This is a genomic window from Micromonospora sp. DT68 (assembly GCF_049847245.1).
Classification (GTDB): Bacteria; Actinomycetota; Actinomycetes; order Mycobacteriales; family Micromonosporaceae; genus Micromonospora; species Micromonospora profundi.
In genome coordinates this window covers 17,580-39,192 of record NZ_JBNCNZ010000020.1, presented here as the reverse complement: position 1 = coordinate 39,192, position 21,613 = coordinate 17,580, and the positions used below count along the sequence as shown (strand labels likewise).

17 protein-coding genes are annotated in these 21,613 nt (G+C 71.0%); 5 read left to right on the top strand and 12 right to left on the bottom strand.

The window, feature by feature from the left end; all coding sequences use genetic code 11:
• Window positions 1-201: 201 nt before the first annotated feature.
• Both ACPXB1_RS26890 and ACPXB1_RS26885 read right to left on the bottom strand, forming a co-directional pair.
• Complete coding sequence (locus ACPXB1_RS26890) at window positions 202-795, bottom strand: nucleotidyltransferase family protein (RefSeq protein ID WP_355594274.1); 594 nt, start codon at window positions 793-795, stop codon at window positions 202-204.
• A 170-nt stretch (window positions 796-965) separates the two neighbouring features.
• A complete protein-coding gene (locus ACPXB1_RS26885) occupies window positions 966-2,675 on the bottom strand; it encodes a bifunctional 3'-5' exonuclease/DNA polymerase (RefSeq protein WP_355594035.1) in 1,710 nt (569 codons plus the stop codon).
• A gap of 137 nt (window positions 2,676-2,812) precedes the next feature.
• Here ACPXB1_RS26885 and ACPXB1_RS26880 point away from each other — a divergent pair, with 137 nt between their 5' ends.
• Window positions 2,813-4,603 (top strand): ABC transporter ATP-binding protein, encoded by a 1,791-nt coding sequence (locus ACPXB1_RS26880; protein WP_355631096.1) that lies wholly within the window; start codon window positions 2,813-2,815, stop codon window positions 4,601-4,603.
• A gap of 50 nt (window positions 4,604-4,653) precedes the next feature.
• Window positions 4,654-6,351, top strand: coding sequence for an ABC transporter ATP-binding protein (locus tag ACPXB1_RS26875; RefSeq protein ID WP_425735976.1), 1,698 nt, complete (start codon window positions 4,654-4,656; stop codon window positions 6,349-6,351).
• 117 nt (window positions 6,352-6,468) lie between these two features.
• Here ACPXB1_RS26875 and ACPXB1_RS26870 read toward each other — a convergent pair whose 3' ends face one another.
• The 5 genes from ACPXB1_RS26870 to ACPXB1_RS26850 are packed head-to-tail and all read right to left on the bottom strand — an operon-like array spanning window position 6,469 to window position 11,494.
• Complete coding sequence (locus ACPXB1_RS26870; RefSeq protein ID WP_355594528.1) at window positions 6,469-7,395, bottom strand: carbohydrate ABC transporter permease; 927 nt, start codon at window positions 7,393-7,395, stop codon at window positions 6,469-6,471.
• Entirely contained in the window at window positions 7,395-8,303 is a 909-nt protein-coding gene (locus tag ACPXB1_RS26865) for a carbohydrate ABC transporter permease (RefSeq protein ID WP_355594526.1), read from the bottom strand. Before ACPXB1_RS26865 ends, ACPXB1_RS26870 begins: the two co-directional genes overlap by 1 nt.
• A gap of 18 nt (window positions 8,304-8,321) precedes the next feature.
• On the bottom strand, window positions 8,322-9,758 hold the full coding sequence (ngcE, locus tag ACPXB1_RS26860; RefSeq protein WP_355594524.1) for an N-acetylglucosamine/diacetylchitobiose ABC transporter substrate-binding protein: 1,437 nt from the start codon (window positions 9,756-9,758) through the stop codon (window positions 8,322-8,324).
• A 27-nt stretch (window positions 9,759-9,785) separates the two neighbouring features.
• Window positions 9,786-10,535 (bottom strand): sugar isomerase domain-containing protein, encoded by a 750-nt coding sequence (locus ACPXB1_RS26855; RefSeq protein WP_425735960.1) that lies wholly within the window; start codon window positions 10,533-10,535, stop codon window positions 9,786-9,788.
• Window positions 10,532-11,494 carry a MurR/RpiR family transcriptional regulator gene (locus ACPXB1_RS26850; RefSeq protein WP_355594522.1) on the bottom strand — a complete coding sequence of 321 codons (963 nt, stop codon included), beginning with the start codon at window positions 11,492-11,494 and terminating at the stop codon, window positions 10,532-10,534. The genes ACPXB1_RS26855 and ACPXB1_RS26850 overlap by 4 nt, the downstream gene beginning before the upstream one ends.
• 192 nt (window positions 11,495-11,686) lie before the next feature.
• Between ACPXB1_RS26850 and ACPXB1_RS26845 the strand changes: the two genes are divergently transcribed.
• Complete coding sequence (locus tag ACPXB1_RS26845) at window positions 11,687-12,673, top strand: N-acetylglucosamine kinase (RefSeq protein WP_425735959.1); 987 nt, start codon at window positions 11,687-11,689, stop codon at window positions 12,671-12,673.
• 167 nt (window positions 12,674-12,840) lie between these two features.
• On the opposite strand, the gene ACPXB1_RS26840 is transcribed toward ACPXB1_RS26845, so the two are convergent.
• The 3 genes from ACPXB1_RS26840 to ngcE (ACPXB1_RS26830) are packed head-to-tail and all read right to left on the bottom strand — an operon-like array spanning window position 12,841 to window position 16,118.
• On the bottom strand, window positions 12,841-13,740 hold the full coding sequence (locus ACPXB1_RS26840) for a carbohydrate ABC transporter permease (RefSeq protein ID WP_355594518.1): 900 nt from the start codon (window positions 13,738-13,740) through the stop codon (window positions 12,841-12,843).
• A complete protein-coding gene (locus ACPXB1_RS26835; RefSeq protein ID WP_355594516.1) occupies window positions 13,737-14,645 on the bottom strand; it encodes a carbohydrate ABC transporter permease in 909 nt (302 codons plus the stop codon). Before ACPXB1_RS26835 ends, ACPXB1_RS26840 begins: the two co-directional genes overlap by 4 nt.
• Before the next feature lie 60 nt (window positions 14,646-14,705).
• Window positions 14,706-16,118, bottom strand: a complete 1,413-nt coding sequence (gene ngcE / locus ACPXB1_RS26830; protein ID WP_425735958.1) for an N-acetylglucosamine/diacetylchitobiose ABC transporter substrate-binding protein — start codon at window positions 16,116-16,118, stop codon at window positions 14,706-14,708.
• A gap of 193 nt (window positions 16,119-16,311) precedes the next feature.
• Here ngcE (ACPXB1_RS26830) and ACPXB1_RS26825 point away from each other — a divergent pair, with 193 nt between their 5' ends.
• Window positions 16,312-17,733: an acyltransferase family protein gene (locus ACPXB1_RS26825; RefSeq protein ID WP_425735957.1), complete on the top strand. Its 1,422-nt coding sequence runs from the start codon at window positions 16,312-16,314 to the stop codon at window positions 17,731-17,733.
• A 64-nt stretch (window positions 17,734-17,797) separates the two neighbouring features.
• On the opposite strand, the gene ACPXB1_RS26820 is transcribed toward ACPXB1_RS26825, so the two are convergent.
• Window positions 17,798-19,096 carry an aspartate aminotransferase family protein gene (locus tag ACPXB1_RS26820; RefSeq protein ID WP_425735956.1) on the bottom strand — a complete coding sequence of 433 codons (1,299 nt, stop codon included), beginning with the start codon at window positions 19,094-19,096 and terminating at the stop codon, window positions 17,798-17,800.
• Between the two features lie 161 nt (window positions 19,097-19,257).
• On the opposite strand from ACPXB1_RS26820, the gene ACPXB1_RS26815 reads away from it, so the two are divergent.
• Window positions 19,258-20,223, top strand: coding sequence for a hypothetical protein (locus ACPXB1_RS26815; protein ID WP_355594508.1), 966 nt, complete (start codon window positions 19,258-19,260; stop codon window positions 20,221-20,223).
• On the opposite strand, the gene murD is transcribed toward ACPXB1_RS26815, so the two are convergent.
• On the bottom strand, window positions 20,211-21,569 hold the full coding sequence (gene murD / locus ACPXB1_RS26810) for a UDP-N-acetylmuramoyl-L-alanine--D-glutamate ligase (RefSeq protein WP_355594506.1): 1,359 nt from the start codon (window positions 21,567-21,569) through the stop codon (window positions 20,211-20,213). The two genes, ACPXB1_RS26815 and murD, sit on opposite strands and share 13 nt — an antisense overlap.
• Window positions 21,570-21,613 lie beyond the last annotated feature (44 nt).

Here is a 21,613-nt window from a genome sequence, read left to right as displayed (position 1 = left end):
CTTTGCTCTGCTTCAACTGACGCAACAGCCGGTGTCCGACTATCGGACGCGCGGTGTTGCGTGGGTTGAAGCAGAGCAAAGGAAGCGAAGGGTAGGTTCCCACCCTCCTCCGACGTCACCCATCACCGAACCGGCGACGTTGCACACCGCCACGCGTCATCGCTGCGGCCTCCCGAGCTGCCGGCCTGCCGGGCCAGCTGACTAGACGCCCACCCGCTGCGGCGGGACGGTGAGACCGTAGAGCGCCATCAACTCCGGGGTGTCGACGCGGCTGCCGTCGGCGACCGAGTCGCAGGCGATGTCGACGATCTGGTCCTTGTGCGCCAGCAGGTACGGCCGGGCGCCCACGTCGGCGCTGGCCAGGGTGGCGATGCCGGGCCAGTGCCGGCGGCCGAACAGCATCGGGTAGCCGCGCAGCCCGTCGTAGGTGGCGCAGACCAGCACGTCCGGGTACGGCAGCGCGGCCACCCGGCGGACCGCTGCGGCGGTCAGGCCCGGCATGTCGACCGGGACGACCACCACCGCCTCGATCCCCTCGTCATCCATCGCTGCCAGGCCGGCCCGGATGGACGACCCGACCCCGGTGCCCCACGCCTTGTTGATCACTACGGTGGCCCTGCCCAGGTCGGCGGTCTGTCGGACCTGCTCGGCGGCGGCACCCAGCACGACCACGATCTGCTCGCAGCCCGCCTCGGTCATCGTGTCGATCATCTGGTTGACCAGAGGCTTCTCCCCCTGGTGCAGCAGCGCCTCGGGACCGCCGATGCGGCGGCCCCCACCGGCGGCGATGATCATTCCTGCGATCCGGTTCAGCTGCGCCCCCTCAAGCACGGGACCGACCGTGACCGGCCGGCCCCTCCTACGGACACTGCAACGAGGACGGCCGGGCGAGGGTGGCGGGGCGAAAAGGAGAAATAGCGCAACCGTTACACGTCCGGCATCACCCGGCGCGGACGGGCGACCGGTCAGGCAGCGTCGGCGTAGCAGTCGACGATGGACAGATCCAGCGGAAACCGCACCGGAGTCTCGCCGAACAACAACGCGGTGGCCCGCTCACCACTGCGCTCCACCGCCGCCGCGACCGCCTCGGCCTGCTCCGCCGGAGCATGCACGATCACCTCGTCATGCTGGAAGAAGACCAGCTCGGCGTCGGTGCCGACCAGCGCGGTCCGCAACGTGGCAAGCAGTGTGGACGCCCACTCCGCAGCGGTGGCCTGGATGACGAAGTTGCGGGTGAACCGCCCCCGCGACCGCGCGGCACGCGCCCGCGGGCTCTGCCGGTCGGCCGCGCCGTCCGGGTCGACCGGACCGTCGTCCGGGTCACCCAACCCGAACGAGCCGGGCGGACACGTCCGCCCCAGCCAGGAGCGCACCAACCCACCGGCCTCACCGGTGCGCGCCGCCGCCTCCACGTAGGCGAACGCCGTCGGGTAGCTGCGTTTCAGCACCGCCAACGCGGGCAACGCCGCCCCGCCGGTCTGCCCGTACATCGCGCCAAGCATCGCCAGCTTGGCCCGGTCCCGGTCACCGGCGAACGAGTCCCGGGCCAGCGCGGCGTAGAGGTCGCCCGCGCCGCCCGCCGCCGCGAGCCGCGCGTCGCCGGAGACCGCCGCCAGCACCCGCGGCTCCAGTTGGCCGGCGTCGGCGACCACCAAACGCCAACCCGGGTCGGCCACCACCGACCGACGGATCACCTTGGGAAGTTGCAACGCGCCCCCACCACGGGTGGCCCAGCGGCCGGAGACCACCCCGCCCGGCACGTACTCCGGCTGGAACCGCCCGTCGCGCACCCACTGCTCACGCCAGGACCAGCCGTGCGCCGTCCAGATCCTGTAGAGCTCCTTGTATTCCAGCACCAGTGGCACCGCCGGATGGTCCACCCCGCGCAGCACCCACGCCCGCGTGTTCGGCAACTCCACACCCGCCCGGGCGAACGCCTTCAGCAACTCGGCCGGCGAATCGGCGTGCAACTGCCGGACGCCGAGCGCGTCCGCGATCCGGGTGGCCAACTCGGCGAGCCGGCGCGGCGGACCGCCCACCGGGGACGGCTCGCCCAGCAGCTCGGCGAGGACCGCGTCATGCACCTCAGCCCGCCAGGGCAGCCCCGCGACACCCATCTCCACAGCGATGAGCGCTCCGGCCGACTCGGCGGCCACCAACAACCGGAACCGGCCCGGATGCTCGGTGTCGGCTACACGGGCGAGCTGGTCGGCGTACACCTGGATCAAGGCGTCGATGCCCGGGCCCGCCGGGCCGGGCAGAGCGTCGAAGAGCGCCACCTGGCCGTGCCCGGGCGGCGCGATCGGGCGCGGCGGCGGATCCGGCGGGACCGGTGCGCCGGTGAGCCGCGCCCAGGCCGCGGCGAGGGAACGCGGCTCACCCCAGCGGCCGGCGTGGCCGAGCAGCAGCGCCTCGGTCAGCTCCACGTCGTGACAGCGGTCGACGCGTACGCCGGCCCGCAGCAGCGCCGGATAGACAGTGCTGGCGGTCGGCCAGACCCAGCGCGGGCGCTCGGTGGCCTCCCGCGCGGCCACCGCGGCGGCCAGGTCGGCGACGGTCTCGGTCGGGCCGGTGGGCCGGCCAGCAACGTCCAGGGGGCGCAGCTCGCCCCCACCGCGCTCATCGGACACCACCGCCACCAGCACGGATGTGATTCTGCCTCGCCCGTCCGACATCGACCGAGCCCACCCTACGGAAGCGGGCCGACGCAGGCGAAAACGGGTCGGTGAATGGCGGGAACGGTCGGTAGCGTGACCGGGTGCCCCCACAGATCCCCCACCCCGAGCCCGGCATTCCGGACACGAGGGGGCCGATGCGCTACCTGTGGTGGCTGGTCCGGCGCCAGCCCGGGCGTGTGCTTCGCGGGAGCCTCCTGGGTACGGCCTGGATGGTCGCGCTGTCGTTGCGGCCCTACCTGATCGCCCGCGCTGTCGACGACGGGCTGCGCGCACGTGACATCCGCGCCCTTGCCCTCTGGGTCGTGGCGATCGTCGTCGCGGGGGTGGGGCTGTCGTACCTGGGTACCATGCGGCACCGCACCATGACGTTCATCCGGGAGGACGCCAAGGCCCGGTCGGCGGCTGTCGTGTCGCGCCAGGTGTCGCGCATCGGCGCGGCGCTACCACGCCGGGTGGCCGCCGGCGAGGTGGCCACCATCGGCGGCTCCGACATCGACTGGTCGGCGCAGGTGCTGACGCTGACCGGGCCGGGTGTCGGCGCTGTCGTCGCGTACTCGGTAATCGCCGTGCTGCTCTGGTCGATCTCCCCGCTGCTCGCGCTCTGCGTGCTGGTGGGAGTACCGGTGGTCGGGCTGGTCGTCGGGCCGCTGCTGCGACGCCTGGAGCGGGCCGAGTCGGTCTACCGCAAGCAGCAGGGCGCCCTCACCGCCCGGTCCGGTGACATCGTGGCCGGGCTGCGCGTGCTCGCCGGGGTGGGCGGCCGGGACCTGTTCGCGCGGCGGTACGCGGCAAGGTCGCAGAACCTGCGCGCCGAGGGCTACCGGGTGGGCGCTGTCAACAGTTGGATCGACGCGGCGATCGTCGCCATCCCCGGGCTGTTCCTGGCGGCGGTGGTGTGGCTGACGGCCCGGATGGCGGTGGCCGGTGACGTCACGGTCGGTGAACTTGTCGCCGTCTACGGCTACGTGGCGACCCTGATCGTGCCGGTCTGGTTCCTGCTGGAGGGCAGCTACCAGCTGATCCGGGGCCGGGTTGCCGCCCGGCGGATCGTCGCCCTGCTCAGGCTGCCCCCCGACGACGTCGGCGGCCCCGGCCGCCGCCAGTCGGGCACCCTGTCCGACGCTCGCCGGCCCGGCGCCGTGCCCGACGCACGCCAGCCCGGCACTGTGCCCGACGCACGCCAGCCCGGTGTGCTGGCTGCGCCGGCCGGGCCTGCCGACCTGTACGACCCGGTGACCGGGCTGACCGTGCGCGCGGGCCGGCTGACCGGTGTGGCGGCAGACGATCCGGCCGCGGCAGTCGCGTTGGCCGACCGGCTCGGCCGCTACGTCGTCAGCGAAACCACCTGGGGTGGCGTACCGCTGACCGGGATCGCCCTGGACGAGGTCCGGGCCCGGATCCTGGTGGCCGACCACGAGTCCTACCTGTTCGCCGGCACCCTGCGGGACATCCTGCACACCGCCGCCGACGACGACGACCGGTTCAACGCGGCGTTGCGGGTCGCCTCCGCCGAGGACGTCGTCGACGCCCTGCCCGCCGGGTTGGACACCCCGATCGACGCCCGGGGCCGGACGCTGTCCGGGGGCCAGCGCCAACGCGTACGCCTGGCTCGGGCACTGCTCGCCGAGCCGGAGGTGCTGATCCTCGTCGACCCGACGTCGGCGGTGGACGCGCACACCGAGGCGCGGATCGCCGAGCGGCTGCGTGCCGCGCGGGCCGGACGGACCACAGTGCTGATCTCCACGTCGCCACTGCTGCTCGGTCGCGCCGATCTGGTCGCACACCTGAGCGCCGGCCGGATCACCGCCACCGGCAGCCACGCCGACCTGCTCGACCGGGACGTCGACTATCGGCACCTGGTGGCCCGGGGCAGTGACGACCCCGACCTCGACAAGCCCGCCGACACCGAGGAGGCGTACCGGTGAGCCGGCTGCCGGTGGCCGACCGCCGCACCGTACGCCGGGCTCTGCGGGACATGATCAGCCGTCACCGCCGCGCGGTAGGGATCGTGCTGGCGCTGCACAGTGCCGCCGCCGTCGCCGGGCTCGCTCCGCCCTGGCTGCTGGGCACCATCGTCGACCGGGTCACCGCGGGCGCGGGCGTGACCACCGTGGACCGACTGGCGCTGGCCATCACCGGCTGCGTCCTGGTGAGCGCGTTGCTCTCCCGCTACGCCCAGTACGCCGGCCACCGGTTCGGTGAGCGGGCCGTCGCCGAACTGCGCGAGGAGTTCGTCAACAGGACGCTCGGGCTGCCCGTCTCGGTGGTCGAGCACGCCGGCTCCGGGGATCTGGCCACCCGCAGCTCAGTCGACGTGGCTACGGTCGGCACCACAGTGCGCGACGTGGTGCCCACGATCGTCATCGCGACGGTCCAACTGACGTTGCTGTACGGGGCGGTGTTCCTGCTGCACCCGCTGCTCGGGCTGGCCGCGCTGGCCGGGTTGCCGTCGATCGTGGCGGTGACCCGCTGGTACCTGCGCCGGGCCGGCCCCGCGTACCTCGCCGAGGGCGCAGCCTCGGCCGAGCTGACCGAGACCCTGACCACCACCGCCGAGGGCGCGCGCACTGTCGAGGCGCTCCGGCTGTCCGACGAGCGGATCAGCCACAGCACCACCCGCATCGCCCGGCTGTGGTCGGCCCGACGGGCGACACTCGCGCTGCGTACGGTGTTCTTCTCGGTGGTGGAGGCGAGCTATCCGCTGCCGGTCGCCCTGGTCCTGCTCGTCGGGGGCTTCCTGCTCTTCCGGGACGCTGTCACGCTCGGCGCGGTGGTCGCAGCCGCCCTCTATCTGCAGCAGGCGATCGAGCCGTTGGACCGGCTGTTGCAGTGGACGGAGCAGGCGCAGCGCGGCTTCGCGTCGTACGCCCGGGTGCTCGGTGTCGGCATGGTCCCGCCGGAGCCGCCCGGCAGGACTGCTGCGTCGCGGGGTGAGCGGCTCGTCGTGCGGGGCGCGCGGTTCTCCTACACCGACGGGCAGGACGTGCTGCACGGCATCGACCTTCAGGTGCAGCCGGGTGAGCGGCTGGCAGTTGTCGGTCCGTCGGGAGCCGGCAAGTCCACACTTGCCCGGCTGCTGGCGGGGATCGACGCACCCCGGCAAGGTGTCGTCAGCATCGGCGGTTGCCCCGTCACCGACCTGGACCCGGCCGAGCGACGTCGCCGGATCGCCCTTGTCACCCAGGAGCACCACGTGTTCATCGGCTCGGTGCGCGACAACCTCGCCTTCGCCGCGCCCGACGCGTCCGACGAGCAGATGCGCGCCGCGCTGGCCACGGTTGGCGCCGACTGGTACGCCGACCTGCCGGAAGGGCTGGACACCGCGCTCGGCGACGGTGCCCGGCAACTCGGCGCGGCCGAGGCGCAGCAGCTGGCGCTGGCCCGGTTGGTTCTCGCCGATCCGCACACGCTGATCCTGGACGAGGCGACCGCCGCACTTGACCCGACCACAGCCCGGCGTACCGAACGGGCGTTGGCAGCAGTGCTCGTCGGGCGTACCGTCATCGCGATCGCGCACCGGCTCAACACCGCGCACGACGCCGACCGGGTCGCCGTGCTCGCCGACGGTCGGATCACCGAGATCGGCAGTCACGACGAGCTGGTCGCGGCCGGCGGGGCGTACGCGGCGCTCTGGCACTCCTGGCACACCCGGGCCGACGAGCACCCGAGGTGACCGAGGTGAAAGGAAGGGCCCCTTGTTAACACCTCGTCTGTGGAAGGTGTTAACAAGGGGCCCTTCCTATACACCAGGCGTTAATAAGGTGCCCTTCCTTACTTCTCGGCGCCTTTACTACTTCACCGCACCGGAGGTGAGGCCGGCCTGGATCTGCCGCTGGAACACCGCGTACACGATGATCATCGGGAGGATGGCGATTGTCAGCGCGGCGAACAGCCCGGACCAGTCCGCCTCGTAGCCGGCGTTTACCGAGATGTCTGCGATGCCCTGGGTGAGGACCCACTTGTCCTTGGCATTGGACAGCAGCACCAGGGGAAGTTGGTACTGCGCCCACTGACCGATGATGTTGAAGATCGCCACGCTGATCAGGCCGGGCTTCGCCATCGGCATCATGACCTGGAAGAACAGCCTGGTGTGCCCGCAGCCGTCGATCATGCCGGCCTCGGCGACCGACGACGGCAGCGTCTTGAAGAACGCGGCAAGGAAGAACACGGTGAACGGCAACGAGTAGGCGATGTAGACGAGCACCACGCCGGTGTGGGTGTCCAGCAGGCCCAGGTTGCGCACCACGAAGAAGAGCGGCACCAGGGCCAGGAAGACCGGGAACGCCAACCCGGACACGAACAGGTAGTAGATCGCCCGGTTGCCCCAGAACTTGTACCGGGCCAGCACGTACGCCGCCATCGAGCCGAGCAGCATGGTGCCGAACGTGCTGAAGCCGACGACGATGACGCTGTTGAGGAAGTAGCGGCCGACGTTGGCCTTGGTCCAGGCCCGACCGAAGTTCTCCCAGCGCAGCTCCCCGGGGAGCGTCCACGGGCTGCTGAAGATCTCGCTGGTGTTCTTGAACGCGGCGAGGAACGTCCAGAGGATCGGCACGATCACGATGACCGCCCAGACGGCGAGCGCGATGTGCCCCATACCGGCCAGGAGCCGCACCTCCGAGCGGGGGCCCTTGCCCCGCCGGCCGGTCGCGTCCGGGTCGCCGGTCTTCGGCGGTAGCGCCGCAGGTGTGGGCGGCAGCGTCGACTGCGGGTTCATCAGTACTCCACGCTTTCCCGCTTGGTGAGCCGCAGCGTCAGCGCCGCGAACGTGATGGTGAGGAAGAACAGCGCCACACCCATGGCGGAGGCGTAGCCGTACTTCGAGTAGACGAACGCGTTGCGGTAGATCTCCATGGCCAGGACCGTGGTGGCGCCGTCCGGGCCGCCGCTGTCCACCGAGAGCACGGCGACGATGGCGAACGCGTCGAACGCCGCGATGCCCAGGTAGACCCAGGCCACCTGGAGGGTGTCCCAGAGCAGCGGCAGGGTGACCCGGAAGAACAGCGTCACCTTCGTCGCGCCGTCCATCTCCGCGGCCTCGTAGATCTCGCCCGGGATGGAGGCCATCCCGGCCGAGAAGAGCACCACGTAGAAGCCGACGGCCTGCCACACAAGCACCGCGATGATCGACCAGAGGGCCAGGTTCGGCTGGACCAGGAACAGGATCGGTTCCATGCCGAACTTCATGAGTACGCCGTTGATCAGGCCGGACTCGTTGGGCCGGTACACCATCTGGAACAGCACCGCGATGATCGCCACCGCCAGGACCTGGGGGAAGAAGAACACCACCCGGTAGAACTTCGCCCCCCAGACCCCCTGGCGTTGACCGCCGCTGCTCTTGCCACCCACGTTGAGCAGGAAGGAGAAGAACAGCGCGATCGCGATGGTGATCAGCGGCAGGGCAAGCAGCAGTACGCCGTGGTGCTGGACCGCCTTCAGGAAGCTGCCGTCGTCGAGCAGCCTCCGATAGTTGTCGAAGCCCACCCACTGCGGGGCCGACAGGCCCCGCCAGTTGGTCATCGAGATCTGGAACGCCTGCGCGTACGGCGCGATGACGAAGACCACGTACAGCGTGACCGGGGCGAACAGGAACCCGACCACGAATGGATACTTGCCGTGCCGCATGACCCTAGCTCCGATCGATCAGCGCTTGAACTTGGCGACGGAGCTGTCCTTCTTGATCGCGTCGGCCTTCTTCTGGATGCGCTCCACGAAGGCGTCGGCGTTGATCCGACCGAACATCAGCTCGTTGGTGGCGGTCCGCGCCTCCGTGTCGAGCTCCTTGTACCAGCCGTCGAAGTACAGGTTGAACACGTCCTGACCGGCCGCCTTGAGCGCGGCCTGCGAGCTGGCCACACCGGGCGGGAAGGCGAAGCCCTCCGAGCCTGCGGTGACAACGGTCGGGGCCTTCACCACCTCGGTGAAGCCCTTCGCGCCCGCCGTGGAGAGCATCTGGCGCATGTACTCCAGGCCGCCCTTGGGGTTCTTGCTCTTCGCCGAGACGAAGTAGCCCTCGCCCGCGGTGGCCCGCAGGGCGGTGGCCGGCATCTTGTCCGACGCGGTCAGGCTCGGCACCGGCATGAGCTGGTAGTCGAAGCCGGGCGGGGTGTCCTGCTTCTGCTCGCCCTCCAGCCAGTCACCGCTGGGGTACAGGGCCACCTTGTACTGGTTCTGCCGCAGCTGCACGTCGGTGTGCTTGAGCCCCTCGAAGCTCTTGTCGCTGAACTTCGCGCCCACCTCTGCCCACGCGGCGGCGGCCTGCTTGACGGCGTCCTGCTTCCAGGCGCCGTCCTCCAGGTTGTCGATGTTCTTGAGTACGTCCGTACCGCCGATCTTGGCGGCCTGGGTGAGGATCACGTTCCACTGGTAGTAGGCCGCGTTCGACCCGGCGTACCCGTAGGGCGTGATGCCCTTGGACTTGATGGCGGTGAGGAGGGCGATGAAGTCGTCCCAGGTCTTGGCCGGTGCCCAGCCGTTGTCCTTGAACAGCTTGCCGGAGTACCAGATGCCGAAGACCGTGGACACGTAGTACAGGACGTACGGCTTGCCGTTGAACGAGCCCGCCTCGACGGTGCCGGGCACCACCGTGTCGCGGACCTTCTTGGCCGGGTCGTCGACCGACGGGGCGTCCCACAGCTCGGTGAGGTCCTGGAGCTGACCGTCGGCGACGAGCGCACCGAAGTCCATAAGCTTCTCGCCCGAGTTGTTCACGAACTCCGGCGGGTTACCGGACGCGAAGCGCGGCTGGAGCACGGTGGAGACGGCCTGCGTGGCCTGGTGCTTGACCTCCGCCTTGGGGAACGCCTTCTTGTACAGCGGCTCGTGCACGTCGGTGGCGTACTTCTCGCCGTAGCCACCGTTGAAGATGATCACCTCGATCGGGGCGTCCTCCTTGACGCCCAGCGGGTTGGTGGCGCTCTTGGTGCCCTCGGCGACCTGCTCGTTCTTCTCGTCTCCGCCGCTGGTGGCGCAGGCGCTGAGCAGGCCGATGGCCGGAGTGGCGAGCATGCCCACGGCGGCGGCGCGACGCAGCACAGTGCGACGGTCGAGTGCTGCCGGGTGCTCGGGGGTAATCGACATCGTCGTCTCTCCTTGTGGAATTTCGGGTCAGGCGGTGCGCCGGAGACGCCCGGCGTACCGCGACTCGAGGGCGAGGTTGTGCTCGTCCCCACCGGGGACGTTGGCGGAGAGGTAGATAGGGGGTACCTCCCCGGCCTGGTGGAACCGTCGTACGACCTCCGCGGTCAGCAGCTGCGCCAGCAGCGCCGTGGTGACCGAGGAGACCGCACAGACCGCGCCGCCGCCCTCGAGCGGCAGCAGTGCATCGCCGTACGGCGCGCCGTTGTCCAGTACGACGTCGGCGAGGTCGGCGAGTCGGTGACCGGACGGGTGCCGTGGGGCGACCCGTGCGGTGTGCTCGACGGAGGTGACAGCGATCAACGGGTGACCGCGCTCGGTGACCAGCGCGGCCAGCTCGACGACCGAGCCGTTGATGCCGGACTGGGACGCCACCACGAACACGTCACGCGGCTGGGGTGCCGCGAGGTCGTAGATCTGGTGGGCGATGCAGGGGTCGCGTTCCAGCTTGGGGTCGGCGAGCACGTCGCGCGGGGCGTCGCCGTGCACCACCAGGTCCCGTACCGAGAGCCGGTTGGTGGGGACCAGCCCGCCGGCCCGGGCGACCAGTTCGGCGGCGAACCCCTCGGAGTGCCCGGCGCCGAACGCCTGGAGCACACCTCCGGAGCGCAGGCTGTCGGCGATCAGGTCGGCGGCACGGGTGATCCCGTCCGCCTCGGAGTCGAGCAGCCGGTCGAGCACCGGGCGGACCGCGTCCGCGTACCCCTGGGCACTGATCATGAAGTGGCTCCCTTCGCGGCCTTGTGCCCGTCGACGGCCTGCGCGGTACGCCGGAAGGCCGCGTGGGCGCGGTCGTGGGTGCGCTGGGCAACGGCGATGTAGAGCAGGTCGAGTACCACCAACTGGGGGTGGCGGGCGGAGAGCGCATCCGGCCGGAAGGTGGTGGCCTGGCTGGCGGTGAGCAGCACGATGTCTGCCAGTTCGGCAAGCGGTGAGCGGGGGAAGCCGGTGAGGGCGAGGGTGGTGGCGCCCCGGCTGCCGGCCTCGGCGAGCATCTCGATGGTCTCCCGCGTCTGCCCGGTGTGCGAGATGCCCAGCGCCACGTCGCCGGTACGCAGCAGCGCCGCGCTGGCCAGACCCTCGTGCACGTCGTTCCAGGCCCACGCGGCCACCCCGATGCGGTGCAGGCTGAACTGCATCTCCTCGCCCACCAGTGCGCTGCCGCTGGCGCCGAAGATGTTCACCCGGTTGGCACCGGCGATCGCCACCGCGGCCCGTTCCACCTCGACGAGGTCGAGCAGCGCGGCCGTGTCGTGCATGGCCCGGGTGTCGGCGGCCATGATCTGGTCGAGGACCCGCGCGAGGGGGTCGCCCGGCTGGATCTCCCGGCCGATGTCGACGGTCCAGCCGGCGGAGCGGGCCCGGCCGGTCTCGGAGGCGATGCCGAGCCGCAGGTCCGCGTAGCCCTCGAAGCCCATGGCCCGGCAGAAGCGGGTGATGGTGGCCGGTGAGGTGCCGCTGCGCTCGGCGAGCTCCACGATCGTGGATCGGGCGGCGGCTTCCGGGTCGCTCAGCACGTGCTCGGCGACGCGGCGCAGCGCGCCGGTCAGCTCGCCGAGGCCGTTGCGGACCCGGGCCAGCACCCCGTCCGAGGCGGATCCGAGCGTGCCGCGCCTGTCGAACACGTCGGCATCGACCACCGCGGTCCCCGCGGCGGTGTCCACCTCGTGTTCACTCATCGACGCCTCACCTTTTCGAAAAGACTGTTAACTGTTAGTGGTAAAAGTTCTTACTGAAGGGCCCTCTGTGTCAAGACCGTGGGCGAAGTTTTCAAACTGTTACCTGGCGCACTCGCCGGGTCTTGCCCCGGGCGACGGCGCCGACCAGCATGAACAGGCCCCGACACCGCGCAACGCAAGGAGGCCGTGCCGATGTCCGACACCGTCGTGATCGGGCTCGACATCGGCGGTACGTCCACCCGGGCGACCGCCCTGACCCTCACCGGTGAACGTCTCGGCACCGGCCGCGCCGGCGGTGGAAACCCCACAAGCCACGGTGCCGAACAGGCCGCCACCGAACTGCTGACCGCGCTGCGCGGGGCGCTCGCCGGCACCGACCCGGCCCGGGTCGCCGCCGGCACCATCGGGCTGGCCGGAGCCGCACGCCTGCACGCCGACCCCGCCGGCCGGGCCGCCTTCGACCGGGCCTGGCACGACGCGGGCCTCCGCTGCCCGTACGCCGTGCACGGCGACGCCCTCGTCGCGTACGCCGCGGGCACCGCCGAGCCCGACGGCACAGTGCTCATCGCCGGCACCGGGGCGATCACCGCACAGGTCCGCGACCTGCGGCTGGACCGCGTCGCCGACGGTCACGGCTGGTTGCTCGGCGACGCCGGATCGGGCTTCTGGCTCGGTCGCGAAGCCGTCCGCCGGCTCCTCGCCGACCTGGACACCGGCCGCACCCCCGGCGCGTTGGCCACCGCGGTGCTCACGGAACTGATGGGCAGCGCCGAGATCGCCGCCCGCCCCCGGGACACAGTGGACTCCACCATCCAGGCGGTCACCCGACGGCCACCGATCGAGCTGGCTCGACTCGCCCCACTTGTCGTCACCGCCGCCACCGATGGCGAACCGGTGGCCACCGCGCTCGTCGCCGAAGCCGCCGCGCACCTGGCCGCGAGCGTCGGCCGGATCCGCCCAGCCGGAGCCACGACACCGGTAGTGCTCGGCGGCGGACTGCTCACCGGGGACACGCCGCTGGCCACCGCCGTCCGCGCCGAGATCGCCCGGCACTGGCCGGACGCGCCGCTGCGCACCGCAGGCGACGGTGCCGCCGCGGCGGCGTGGATGGCCGCCCGCGACCTGCCCGAAGTGACCGACCCAACCGCCCTACACGCCCGCCTCTTCCCCACCCCCTGACCACCGCCGCACCACCCGCGCCCCCGCCCCGCCCCGCCGCCCCGCCGCCACCCCCAAGATCCGCACACTTTCGGTGAAGTTGCTGCCTCAGCGCGCCGCGAGGCAGCAGTTTCACCGAAGTTGCGCGGATCTTGGATGGCAGAGACGGAGGCCCAGCCCGACAGGCGCTACTTGAGTTGGCCTGCCGTCAGGCCGGCCTGGACCTGGCGCTGGAAGGCCACGTAGACGGCGAGCACCGGCAGCACCGCGATGCTCAACCCGGCGAACAACCGCGCGTAGTCGCCGGCGTAGCCCTGGCTCACCGACAGCGCGAACAGCCCCTGGGCGAGCACCCACTTGGACTCGTCGCCCTGCATCAGCACCTGCGGCAGCAGGAACTGGTTCCAGTGGCTGAGGAAGTTGAAGATCGCGACACTGATCAATCCCGGACGTGCCATCGGCAGCATCACTCGGAAGAAGAGCCGGAAGTGACCGCAGCCGTCGACCATGGCTGCCTCCGCCACCGAGGTGGGCAGGGTCCGGAAGAACGCGGTAAGGAAGAACACCGTGAACGGCAGTGAGTACGCCGAGTACACGAGGATCAGGCCTGTCCAGGTGCCGAAGAGCCCGGCGTTGCGGACCACGAAGAACAGCGGCACCAGCGCGAGGAACACCGGAAACATCAACCCACCCACGAACAGGTAGTAGACGAACTGCCGGCCGCGGAACTCGTACCGGGCGAAGACGTACGCGGCCGTGGCGCCGGTAAGCATGGTGAGGCTGACCGAGCCGGCGACGACGACGAGGCTGTTGAGGAAGTACCTGCCGATGTGCGCGCCGGTCCAGGCCCGCGCCCAGTTGTCCCAGTGCAGCGCCCCGGGCAGCCCCCACGGGTCGGCGAGGATCTCGCCGTTGCTCTTGAACGAGCTGAGGAACATCCACAGCAGCGGCAGTACGGTGAGCAGGCCCCAGAGCAGCAGGAAGCCGTGCGAGAGGGTGTTTGCGACGCCGAGTTCGCGCCGCACCGGGCGGTCCCGGCCGGTGGTCGACGTCGGCGCTGAGACGGCTGGCTGGTCCACAGTGGTCACGAGTACTCGATCCGATCGCGCCGGCCGACCCGCAGTGACAGCACCGCCACCGAGAGGGTCAGGAAGAACATCACCACGCCGATCGCCGAGGCGTAGCCGAACTTGGTCTCACTGCCGAAGGCGGTGTCGTACATCCGCACGCCGATCACGTCGGTGGAGAAGTTCGGCCCGCCGTTGGTCATCAGCTGTACGAGGATGAACCCGTCAAGGGCGAAGATGGCCAGGTAGACCCAGGCGACCTGCACGGTGTCCCAGAGCAGGGGCAGGGTGACCCGGCGCAGCGTCGTGAACCGGGACGCGCCGTCGAGCAGCACCGCCTCGTAGATCTCCTTGGGCACTGCCGACATCGCGGCGCCGAACAGCACGACGTAGAAGCCGACGTTGCTCCACACCATCACTGCCAGCACGCACCAGAAGGCGGTGGCCGGGTCACCGAGCCAGGTGGGAGCGGGCAGGCCGAGCCCGTGCAGGGCGGCGGTGAGCAGACCCTTGTTGGGGTGGTAGACCTCCTTCCACAGCAACGCGATGATGACCACGGAGAGCACCTGCGGGAAGAAGTACACAGTCCGGTACAGCGCGCCGCCCCGTACACCTGTCACGCCGGCGCGGCCCTTGCGCCCGCCCAGGGCGAGCATCGTGGCGAAGAAGAGCCCGAGCACGATCGTCAGCACGGGCACCAGGGCCAGCAGGATCGCGTTGTTCTTCAACGCGTTCCAGACGTAGTCGTCGTGCCACAGGGCTTTGAAGTTCGCCAGGCCGACCGGGTTGGCGTCGGCCGAGTAGCCGAGCCAGTCGGTGGTGGAGATCTGGAATGCCTGAAGGTACGGCGAGACGACGAAGACGACGTAGAGCAGCACCGGCGGCACCAGGAAGGTGACGATCAGCGGCCACTTGCCATGTTTCACTGTGGACCTCTCCCGGGGTGCGGCCGGCGGGAGCTGGTGCGCCCCCGCCGGCCGGGCTGTTCAGGCCGCTCGCTTGTACTTCTTGATCGAGCTGTCCTGGGCGATCGAGTCGGCACCCTTCTGGCACTGTTCGAGGAACTCCGCCGGGCCGATCCGGCCGCTGAAGAACTCGCCGCAGGCGGCGTCGACGAGGTTGCGCTCCAGCTTGCGGTAGTAGTTGTTGTAGACCCAGTTGAAGCCGTTCGTGCCGGACGCGTTGAGCGCCTTGACGACGGTCGTCAGCCCGTACGGCAGCTCCACGCCCTCGGTGGCACCGGCGACAACTGTGAGGCTGGCGACCTTCTTTGTGAAGTCCTGTGCGCCCTTGCGGGACAGCATGGTCCGGAAGTATTCAAGGCCACCGGCGACGTTGCGGGCCTTGGCGGGCACCATGAACGGCTCGCCGGCGGTGCCGCGGATCGCCTCGTACGGCAGCTTGTCGCCGCTGCCCAGACTCGGGGTCGGCGCGATTGTCATGTTGAACCCGGCGGGGGTGACGTCCTTCTGCTCGCTCTCCAGCCAGGAGCCGCAGGAGATGAACGCGGCCTTGCCCTGGCACCAGGCGGTCTGGGACTGCTTGTGGTCGAGCCCTGGGGAGCCCTCCAGGATGAACTTGTCCTTGACGATCTGGTGCCACGCGTCGGCGGCGGTCCTCATCGACTCGGACTTCCAGGCGTTGGGCTCCAGGTTGTCGATCGCGGTGGCCACCGAGGGCCCGCCGAGCTTGATGGCTGTGGCGATGAGCGGCCAGCTCATGTAGCGCGGGTGCAGGCCCGCGTACGTCCAGGGGGCGATGCCGGCGGCCTTTATCTGCTTGCACAGGGCGATGTGGTCGTCCCAGGTCTTGGCGTACTCCCACTTGCGTTCGGTGAACAGCTTCTCGGAGTACCAGATGCCGTACGCGGTGTAGGTGTAGTTGAGCACGAGGAACTTGCCGTCGTACGACCCGACCTCGACAGCGCCGGGCAGCAGGGTGTCCTTGACGGTCTTGCCGGGCACGTCGAGGCTCGGCGCGGCGAGCAGCTCGCCCAGGTCGGCGATGGCGTTCTGGCTGACCAGGCCGTTGAAGTCGATCTGGCCGGCGCCGGAGTTGTTGACCACGTCCGGTGGGGTGCCGTCGACGAAGCGCGGCTGGAGGGTCTTGCTGATCTCCTGGGTGGCGGAGTGCTTGATCTTCGCCTTCGGGTACTTCTCGGTGTACATGGCCTCGTGGGCCTTGGCGTACTCCTCGCCGAACCCGCCGCCGAAGATCACGACCTCGAGTGGCGCGTCCTCCTTGACGCCGAGCGGGTTGTCGGCGCTCTTGGTGCCCTTGTAGGTCTCGGTATCGTCCTTGTCGCCGCCGCCGGTGGCGCAGCCGGCAAGCAGGCCGGCTGCGGGGGTGGCCAGCAGGCCGGCCGCGGCGCTGCGCCGCAGAATGTCACGCCTGTTCATGAGGTCTCCTCGGGTCGGGTCGGGCGGGCCACCGGTGCTGGGGGAAGGGCGTCCGCCACGCGAGGCACGTCGATTCTCTTCAGCTCACTGGTTGTTGCTGAAGAATTTCTACGACAGCCGGCCCCGGACTTCAAGTCCTGACTGTCGAACTGTTATCGCCACCGGCCGCCACCGGCTCGCCTAGCCTGGGACGATGCGCCGTCTGCGCCAACTCGCCGAGCGCACCCCGGCCGGACGCGAGCGGTACGTCGACCTGCTCCGCGCGCTCGCGATCACCATGGTCGTTATCGGACACTGGGGCGTCACGGTGATCGGGCGGGACACCGCCGGGCGGCCCGTCGGGCACTCCGCGCTCGGGGACCTGCGCTGGGCGTACCCACTGACCTGGCTGGCCCAGGTGATGCCCGTCTTCTTCCTGGTCGGCGGCTACGCCAACGCGGCCTCGCTGACCCGGCTGCGCGCCCGGGGCGGCGACGCCACCGGCTGGCTGCTCGACCGCAGTGCCCGACTCGTCCGCCCCACCAGCACGCTGCTGCTCGTGCTCACCGGCGCGGCGGTGGTGGCCCGGCTCCTCGACGCCGACCCGACCCGGGTCCGCGAGGTGTTCTGGTTCGCCACCATCCCGCTGTGGTTCCTGGTCGCCTACCTGGCCGTGGTCGCGCTGACCCCACCGATGTACGCGCTGCACCGCCGCTTCGGCCTGGCCGTCCCGCTGGTGCTGGTCGTCCTGGTGGGCCTCGGCGACCTGGCCCGGATGACCGGGCCGGAGGAGCTGAGCTACGGCAGCTACCTGTTCGGCTGGATGGCCGTACACCAGCTCGGTTTCGCCTGGTACGACGCTCGCGACACACCGCCCACGGCCGGGGCCGCACCGCCGTCGGCCGCCGCCGAGACCGCCGGCCCGCCGACCCACGACCATTCGGGGGTACGTCGACGACGACTGCCCACCTCCAGACGGGCCGGGCTCGTCTTCCTGGCCGGCGGGCTGGCCGCCGTACTGCTGCTCACCGGGCCCGGCCCGTGGCCGGTGGCCATGCTGCACGTGCCCGGCGAACGCCTGGACAACTCCAGCCCGCCCAGCCTCGCACTGCTGGCCGTCGCCGCCGCCCAACTCGGCCTGGTCCTGCTGCTACGCGGCCCGGCCGGACGCCTGATGCGCCGCACCGGCCCGTGGCAGCTGGTGATCGGGGTCAACCTGGTGGTGCTGACCGTCTTCCTCTGGCACCTGGCCGCCGCGATCCTGCTGATCGGGCTGCTCGACGCCACCGGCACCCTGCCCACCCCTGCCGTCGGCTCCGGCGCCTGGTGGGCGTGGCGCGTCCCGTGGCTGCTGCTGCTCGCGGTCGTCCTGGCGGTGCTGGTCGCCATCTTCGGGCCGGTCGAGGCGCGCAGCGCCCGGCACCGCACCGCCCGCCGGGCGGGCCGGGGCACCTGGGCTCGCAGAGTACTGACCGTGGCCGGGTACGCCGCAGTGGTGGTCGCGCTGCTGATCAACAGCGCCACGGCGGAGCAGGTACCCGAGCCGCTCGGCACGCCCGCCCCGGCACTGCTGACCTACCTGGCCGGGGCGGGCGTGCTGCGGCTGCTCAGGTCTGGGTGGGGAACCCGAGGTTGACCCGCCGTGTCGACCTCGGTGGACGTGCCACCGGCCCGCTTGCCATCCACGAAGTGCCCGATGGTCAGGCCGCCGCCTCCGCCGACGAGCGGATCGCGTCGACGAGGATCGCCAGGCCCTCGCGGGCCTCCTCCTCGGTGAGCGTCAACGGCGGCCCCATCCGCAGCACGTTGCCGTACAGGCCGCCCTTGCCGGCGAGCAGGCCACCGGCACGGCACGCCTCGAAGACCCGGTTGGTAAGCGCCGGGTCCGGCTCACTGGTGCCCGGCACGACGAATTCGACGCCGAGCATCAGCCCCTTTCCGCGTACCTCGGCGACGCAGTCGAGGCCGCCCACGGCGGACCGCAGGCCGTCGGCGAGGATCGCGCCGACGCGGGCCGCGTTCGCCTGGAGGTCGTGCGCGATCAGGTAGTCGAGCACCGCGTTGCCGGCCGCCGTCGAGATCGGGTTGCCGCCGAACGTGGAGAAGCTGATCCCCGGCACCGACTCCAGCACCTCGGCCCGACCGACCACGCCCGCGAGGGCGAAGCCGTTGCCGACGCCCTTGGCGAAGGTGAGCAGGTCCGGCGTGATGCCGTGGGCCTGGTAGCCCCAGAAGTGCTCGCCGGTACGCCCCCAGCCGGTCTGCACCTCGTCGGCGATGAACAGGATGCCGTGCTCGTCGAGGATCTTCTTCCAGCCCGCGAAGAGCCCGTCCGGCGGGTGCACGAAACCACCGACGCCCTGGATCGGCTCGGCGATCAACGCGGCAACGTCGCCTGTGGTCTGGGTGGCAAGCACCTCGCGCAGGTCCTCCACCGCCGCGTCGACCTGCTCGGCGGCGCTGAGCCGGGCCAGCAGACCACGCACCCGGTCACCCGAGTGCAGCCAGGCGACCTGCAACGGGTTGAGGCCGCTTGCCGACCAGGTGCGGTTGCCGGTGACGCCCATCGCCGCGTACGACCGGCCGTGGTAGCTGTTGCGCACCGCCAGGATCTGGTGCGAGCGGCGGTAGTTGGTGGCCACCAGCAGCGCCGCCTCGTTCGCCTCGGTGCCCGAGTTGGTGAAGAAGACCCGGGCGTCCGGGATGCCGGAGCGCTGCGCGATCTTCTCGGCCAGCTCGACCTGCTGGCGGATCAGGTAGAGCGTCGAGGTGTGCACGATGCCGGTGGCGAGCTGACGCTCGACGGCCTCCCGGATCTCCGGGATGTCGTAGCCGACCATGTTGGTAAGCACCCCGCCGAAGAAGTCCAGGTAGGTGCGACCCTGGGCGTCGGTGACCCGGCGGCCCGAACCGGAGACCAGCTCGATCGGCTCGGCGTAGTAGAGCGGCATCCAGGACGGCAGCACAGCCCTGTGCCGTGCCAGCAGGTCATCGGTCATCGGGGCAAACCTTTCGACGGCGTACGCGGATACCGCACGGTCCCACCGCCGGCCAGTATGGACAACTGCCACTGTGTAGCGCAGCTGGCGCGCCCTCCTGACAGTGCGTCAGGGCACCCGGTCCGCGCCGTACAGGGCCGCCGCACCGGTACGATCCGGCGGTGCCTGAGCTGCCCGTACCGCTGCCCCGCTGTGCGCCGGGTGAGCCCACCGCAGGCATCGCCGCCTGGGTGTGCGCGGACCCGGTCCGCCGCCTGGTCGCACACTTCGGCGGCACCTGGCCCGACGGCGACCTCACCGATGTGCTCCGCTTCCTCGACGAGTTCTCCGCCCGGCACTGGGACTTCCGCGCGGGCCGGGAGCGGCCCGACGCACGGGAACCCGACCTCGACCCGGCCACCGCCGCGCTGGTGCTCGCCTCGGCCGCCGCGCTCGGGCTGATCCGCCCGGCGCGGCCGACCCGCGGCGCGTACGCCCACCTTGTGGTGCTCGGCGGCCTGGCGCACGCCTGCGTACGCCGCGTCGCCTACGCCGCGCACCTGCTGCGTGCCGGGCTGACGGTCGACGGCGAGGTGGCGGTGCTGGGCAGCTTCCGGCCGCTGTCCGAGTGGGAACGCGCGACGCTTACCGACGCCGGCCTGCCAGTCGACGACACCGAGGTGGACGTGCTGGACACGACGGTCCGGCGGGTGTTCGGGGTGGCCGAGCCGGCGGAGCACGACGGGATCGACGCCGGACACCCGCACCACTCCTGGTCGTCGCGGACCTACCGGCCGGCGGGTCTGCCACCGGTGCGGGTGCTCGCCGCGCCGTCGAGCGAACCGCACCGGCGACGGGCGCACACCGCCGACACGCAGCGGTTCTGGGCCGGGCACGCGCAGCTCGCCCCGGGCGACGAGGTACTGATGGTCACGGCACCCATCTACGTGCCGTTCCAGCACTGCGACGCGCTACGCACCCTGGCGATCCCGTACGGCTGCCACATCGACACCGTCGGCGTGGACCCGGCGCTCACCGACCCGGCGGCGCTACCCGAGCAGACCCTCACGCCCGGCCGCTACCTCCAGGAGATCCGCTCGGCGATCCGCTCGATGCGCACCCTGCACTCCCCGCTTCACGCGCGCTGACGGCCGGCGGTGTCGGCGACAGCCTGGGCGAAGACCTCCGAGCGGTGCTCGAAGTTACGGAACCGGCCGTAGCTCGGCGCGGCCGGCGACAGCAGCACCACCCCACCGGCCGGAGTCAGCTCCCGGGACAACCGGACCGCGTCGACCAGGTCGTCGACCATCTCGGTTCGCACAGTGGGCAGGCCGGCGAGCGCCTCGACGATGCGGGCCCCGCTGTCCGGGATGCCGATCACCGTCAACTCCCGCTCGGCGAGGTGCTCGGCCAGCGGCGTGTAGTCCAGACCCCTGTCGGTGCCGCCGACGATCACCGTCAACGGCCGCCCGTCGTACGCGTCGATGGCGTGCATCGCCGCGTACGGGCTCGTGGCAAGTGTGTCGTCTACGAACGTCAGCCCGGACGGGTCGGTGATCTCGGTGAGCCGGTGGGCGAGCCCCTGGAACTCGGCGACAGCGATGGCGAGGCTGTCCTTCTCGGCCACCACGTCGATGCCGAGCGCGTCGAGCACGGCCAGGGCCACGCACAGGTTGCCCTCGTTGTGCCGGCCGACGAGCGGCAGCACGGCGCGCGGGAAGAGCGGCTGGTCGCCGAAGTGGAACCACTGGGTGCCGTCCAGGCCGGCGGCGACGTGGGTGGTGTCCGGGCGACCCGCCCGTACCGCCGGCAGCTCTCCCAGCTCGGCGGCGAGCCGAGGATCCGCGCCGTTCACCACTATCGTCTGCGGGTCGTGGGCGAGCAGGTTGAGCTTGTCCCGGTAGTACTCCCGCTCCCCGCCGTGCGCGTCAAGGTGCTCGGGGAACAACGCGGTGACCACCGCCACCCGGGGCGAGTCGGTGAGGTCGCTGCACTGGTAGCTGGACAGCTCCAGCACGTACAGCTCCGACTCGGGCAGGTCGAGGGTCGGCACGCCGATGTTGCCGCCGAAGACGTTCGGCCGACCCATCGCGGTGAGCAGGTGGCTGATCAGACTGGAGGTGGTGCTCTTGCCCTTGCTGCCGGTGACCCCGACGGTGCGCGCGGCGTGGTCGGCCATCCACAGCGCGGTGCCCTGGGTGACCGGAACGCCCCGTCGGCGCAGCTCGACGAGCCAGGGATGGGTCTGCGGCACACCAGGCGAGCGAACCACCACGTCTGCGGCGGCCAGCCGTTCGAACCCCGCCTCGCCGGTGACAAGCGGCGCCGCCTCGGCCAGCGGGCCGTCCCAGGGCAGCGACAGGAAATTGGCGCTGTCGTCGACGGCGACCAGATCGGCGGGGCCGTGCGCGGCGATCGCTGTCACAGCGGCCCGGCCCTCCCGACCGGCCCCCCAGACGGCGACGGTACGTCCGCGCAGGTCAGACAGGCGCAAGGGACTCTCCTCAGAGATCGCGGCGGCGACTGGACGGGCCCGGT

What these genes read in the sequence shown, in the direction of transcription:
- ACPXB1_RS26865 (WP_355594526.1), bottom strand. Translation starts at nt 8,303, where the DNA reads ATGCGGCACGGCAAGTATCCATTCGTGGTCGGGTTCCTGTTCGCCCCG.
- ACPXB1_RS26825 (WP_425735957.1), top strand. Translation starts at nt 16,312, where the DNA reads ATGCGCCGTCTGCGCCAACTCGCCGAGCGCACCCCGGCCGGACGCGAG.
- ACPXB1_RS26855 (WP_425735960.1), bottom strand. Translation starts at nt 10,535, where the DNA reads ATGATCAGTGCCCAGGGGTACGCGGACGCGGTCCGCCCGGTGCTCGAC.
- ACPXB1_RS26820 (WP_425735956.1), bottom strand. Translation starts at nt 19,096, where the DNA reads ATGACCGATGACCTGCTGGCACGGCACAGGGCTGTGCTGCCGTCCTGG.
- ACPXB1_RS26870 (WP_355594528.1), bottom strand. Translation starts at nt 7,395, where the DNA reads ATGAACCCGCAGTCGACGCTGCCGCCCACACCTGCGGCGCTACCGCCG.
- ACPXB1_RS26885 (WP_355594035.1), bottom strand. Translation starts at nt 2,675, where the DNA reads ATGTCGGACGGGCGAGGCAGAATCACATCCGTGCTGGTGGCGGTGGTG.
- ACPXB1_RS26890 (WP_355594274.1), bottom strand. Translation starts at nt 795, where the DNA reads ATGATCATCGCCGCCGGTGGGGGCCGCCGCATCGGCGGTCCCGAGGCG.
- ngcE (WP_355594524.1), bottom strand. Translation starts at nt 9,758, where the DNA reads ATGTCGATTACCCCCGAGCACCCGGCAGCACTCGACCGTCGCACTGTG.
- ACPXB1_RS26850 (WP_355594522.1), bottom strand. Translation starts at nt 11,494, where the DNA reads ATGAGTGAACACGAGGTGGACACCGCCGCGGGGACCGCGGTGGTCGAT.
- ngcE (WP_425735958.1), bottom strand. Translation starts at nt 16,118, where the DNA reads ATGAACAGGCGTGACATTCTGCGGCGCAGCGCCGCGGCCGGCCTGCTG.
- ACPXB1_RS26845 (WP_425735959.1), top strand. Translation starts at nt 11,687, where the DNA reads ATGTCCGACACCGTCGTGATCGGGCTCGACATCGGCGGTACGTCCACC.
- ACPXB1_RS26880 (WP_355631096.1), top strand. Translation starts at nt 2,813, where the DNA reads ATGCGCTACCTGTGGTGGCTGGTCCGGCGCCAGCCCGGGCGTGTGCTT.
- ACPXB1_RS26875 (WP_425735976.1), top strand. Translation starts at nt 4,654, where the DNA reads ATGATCAGCCGTCACCGCCGCGCGGTAGGGATCGTGCTGGCGCTGCAC.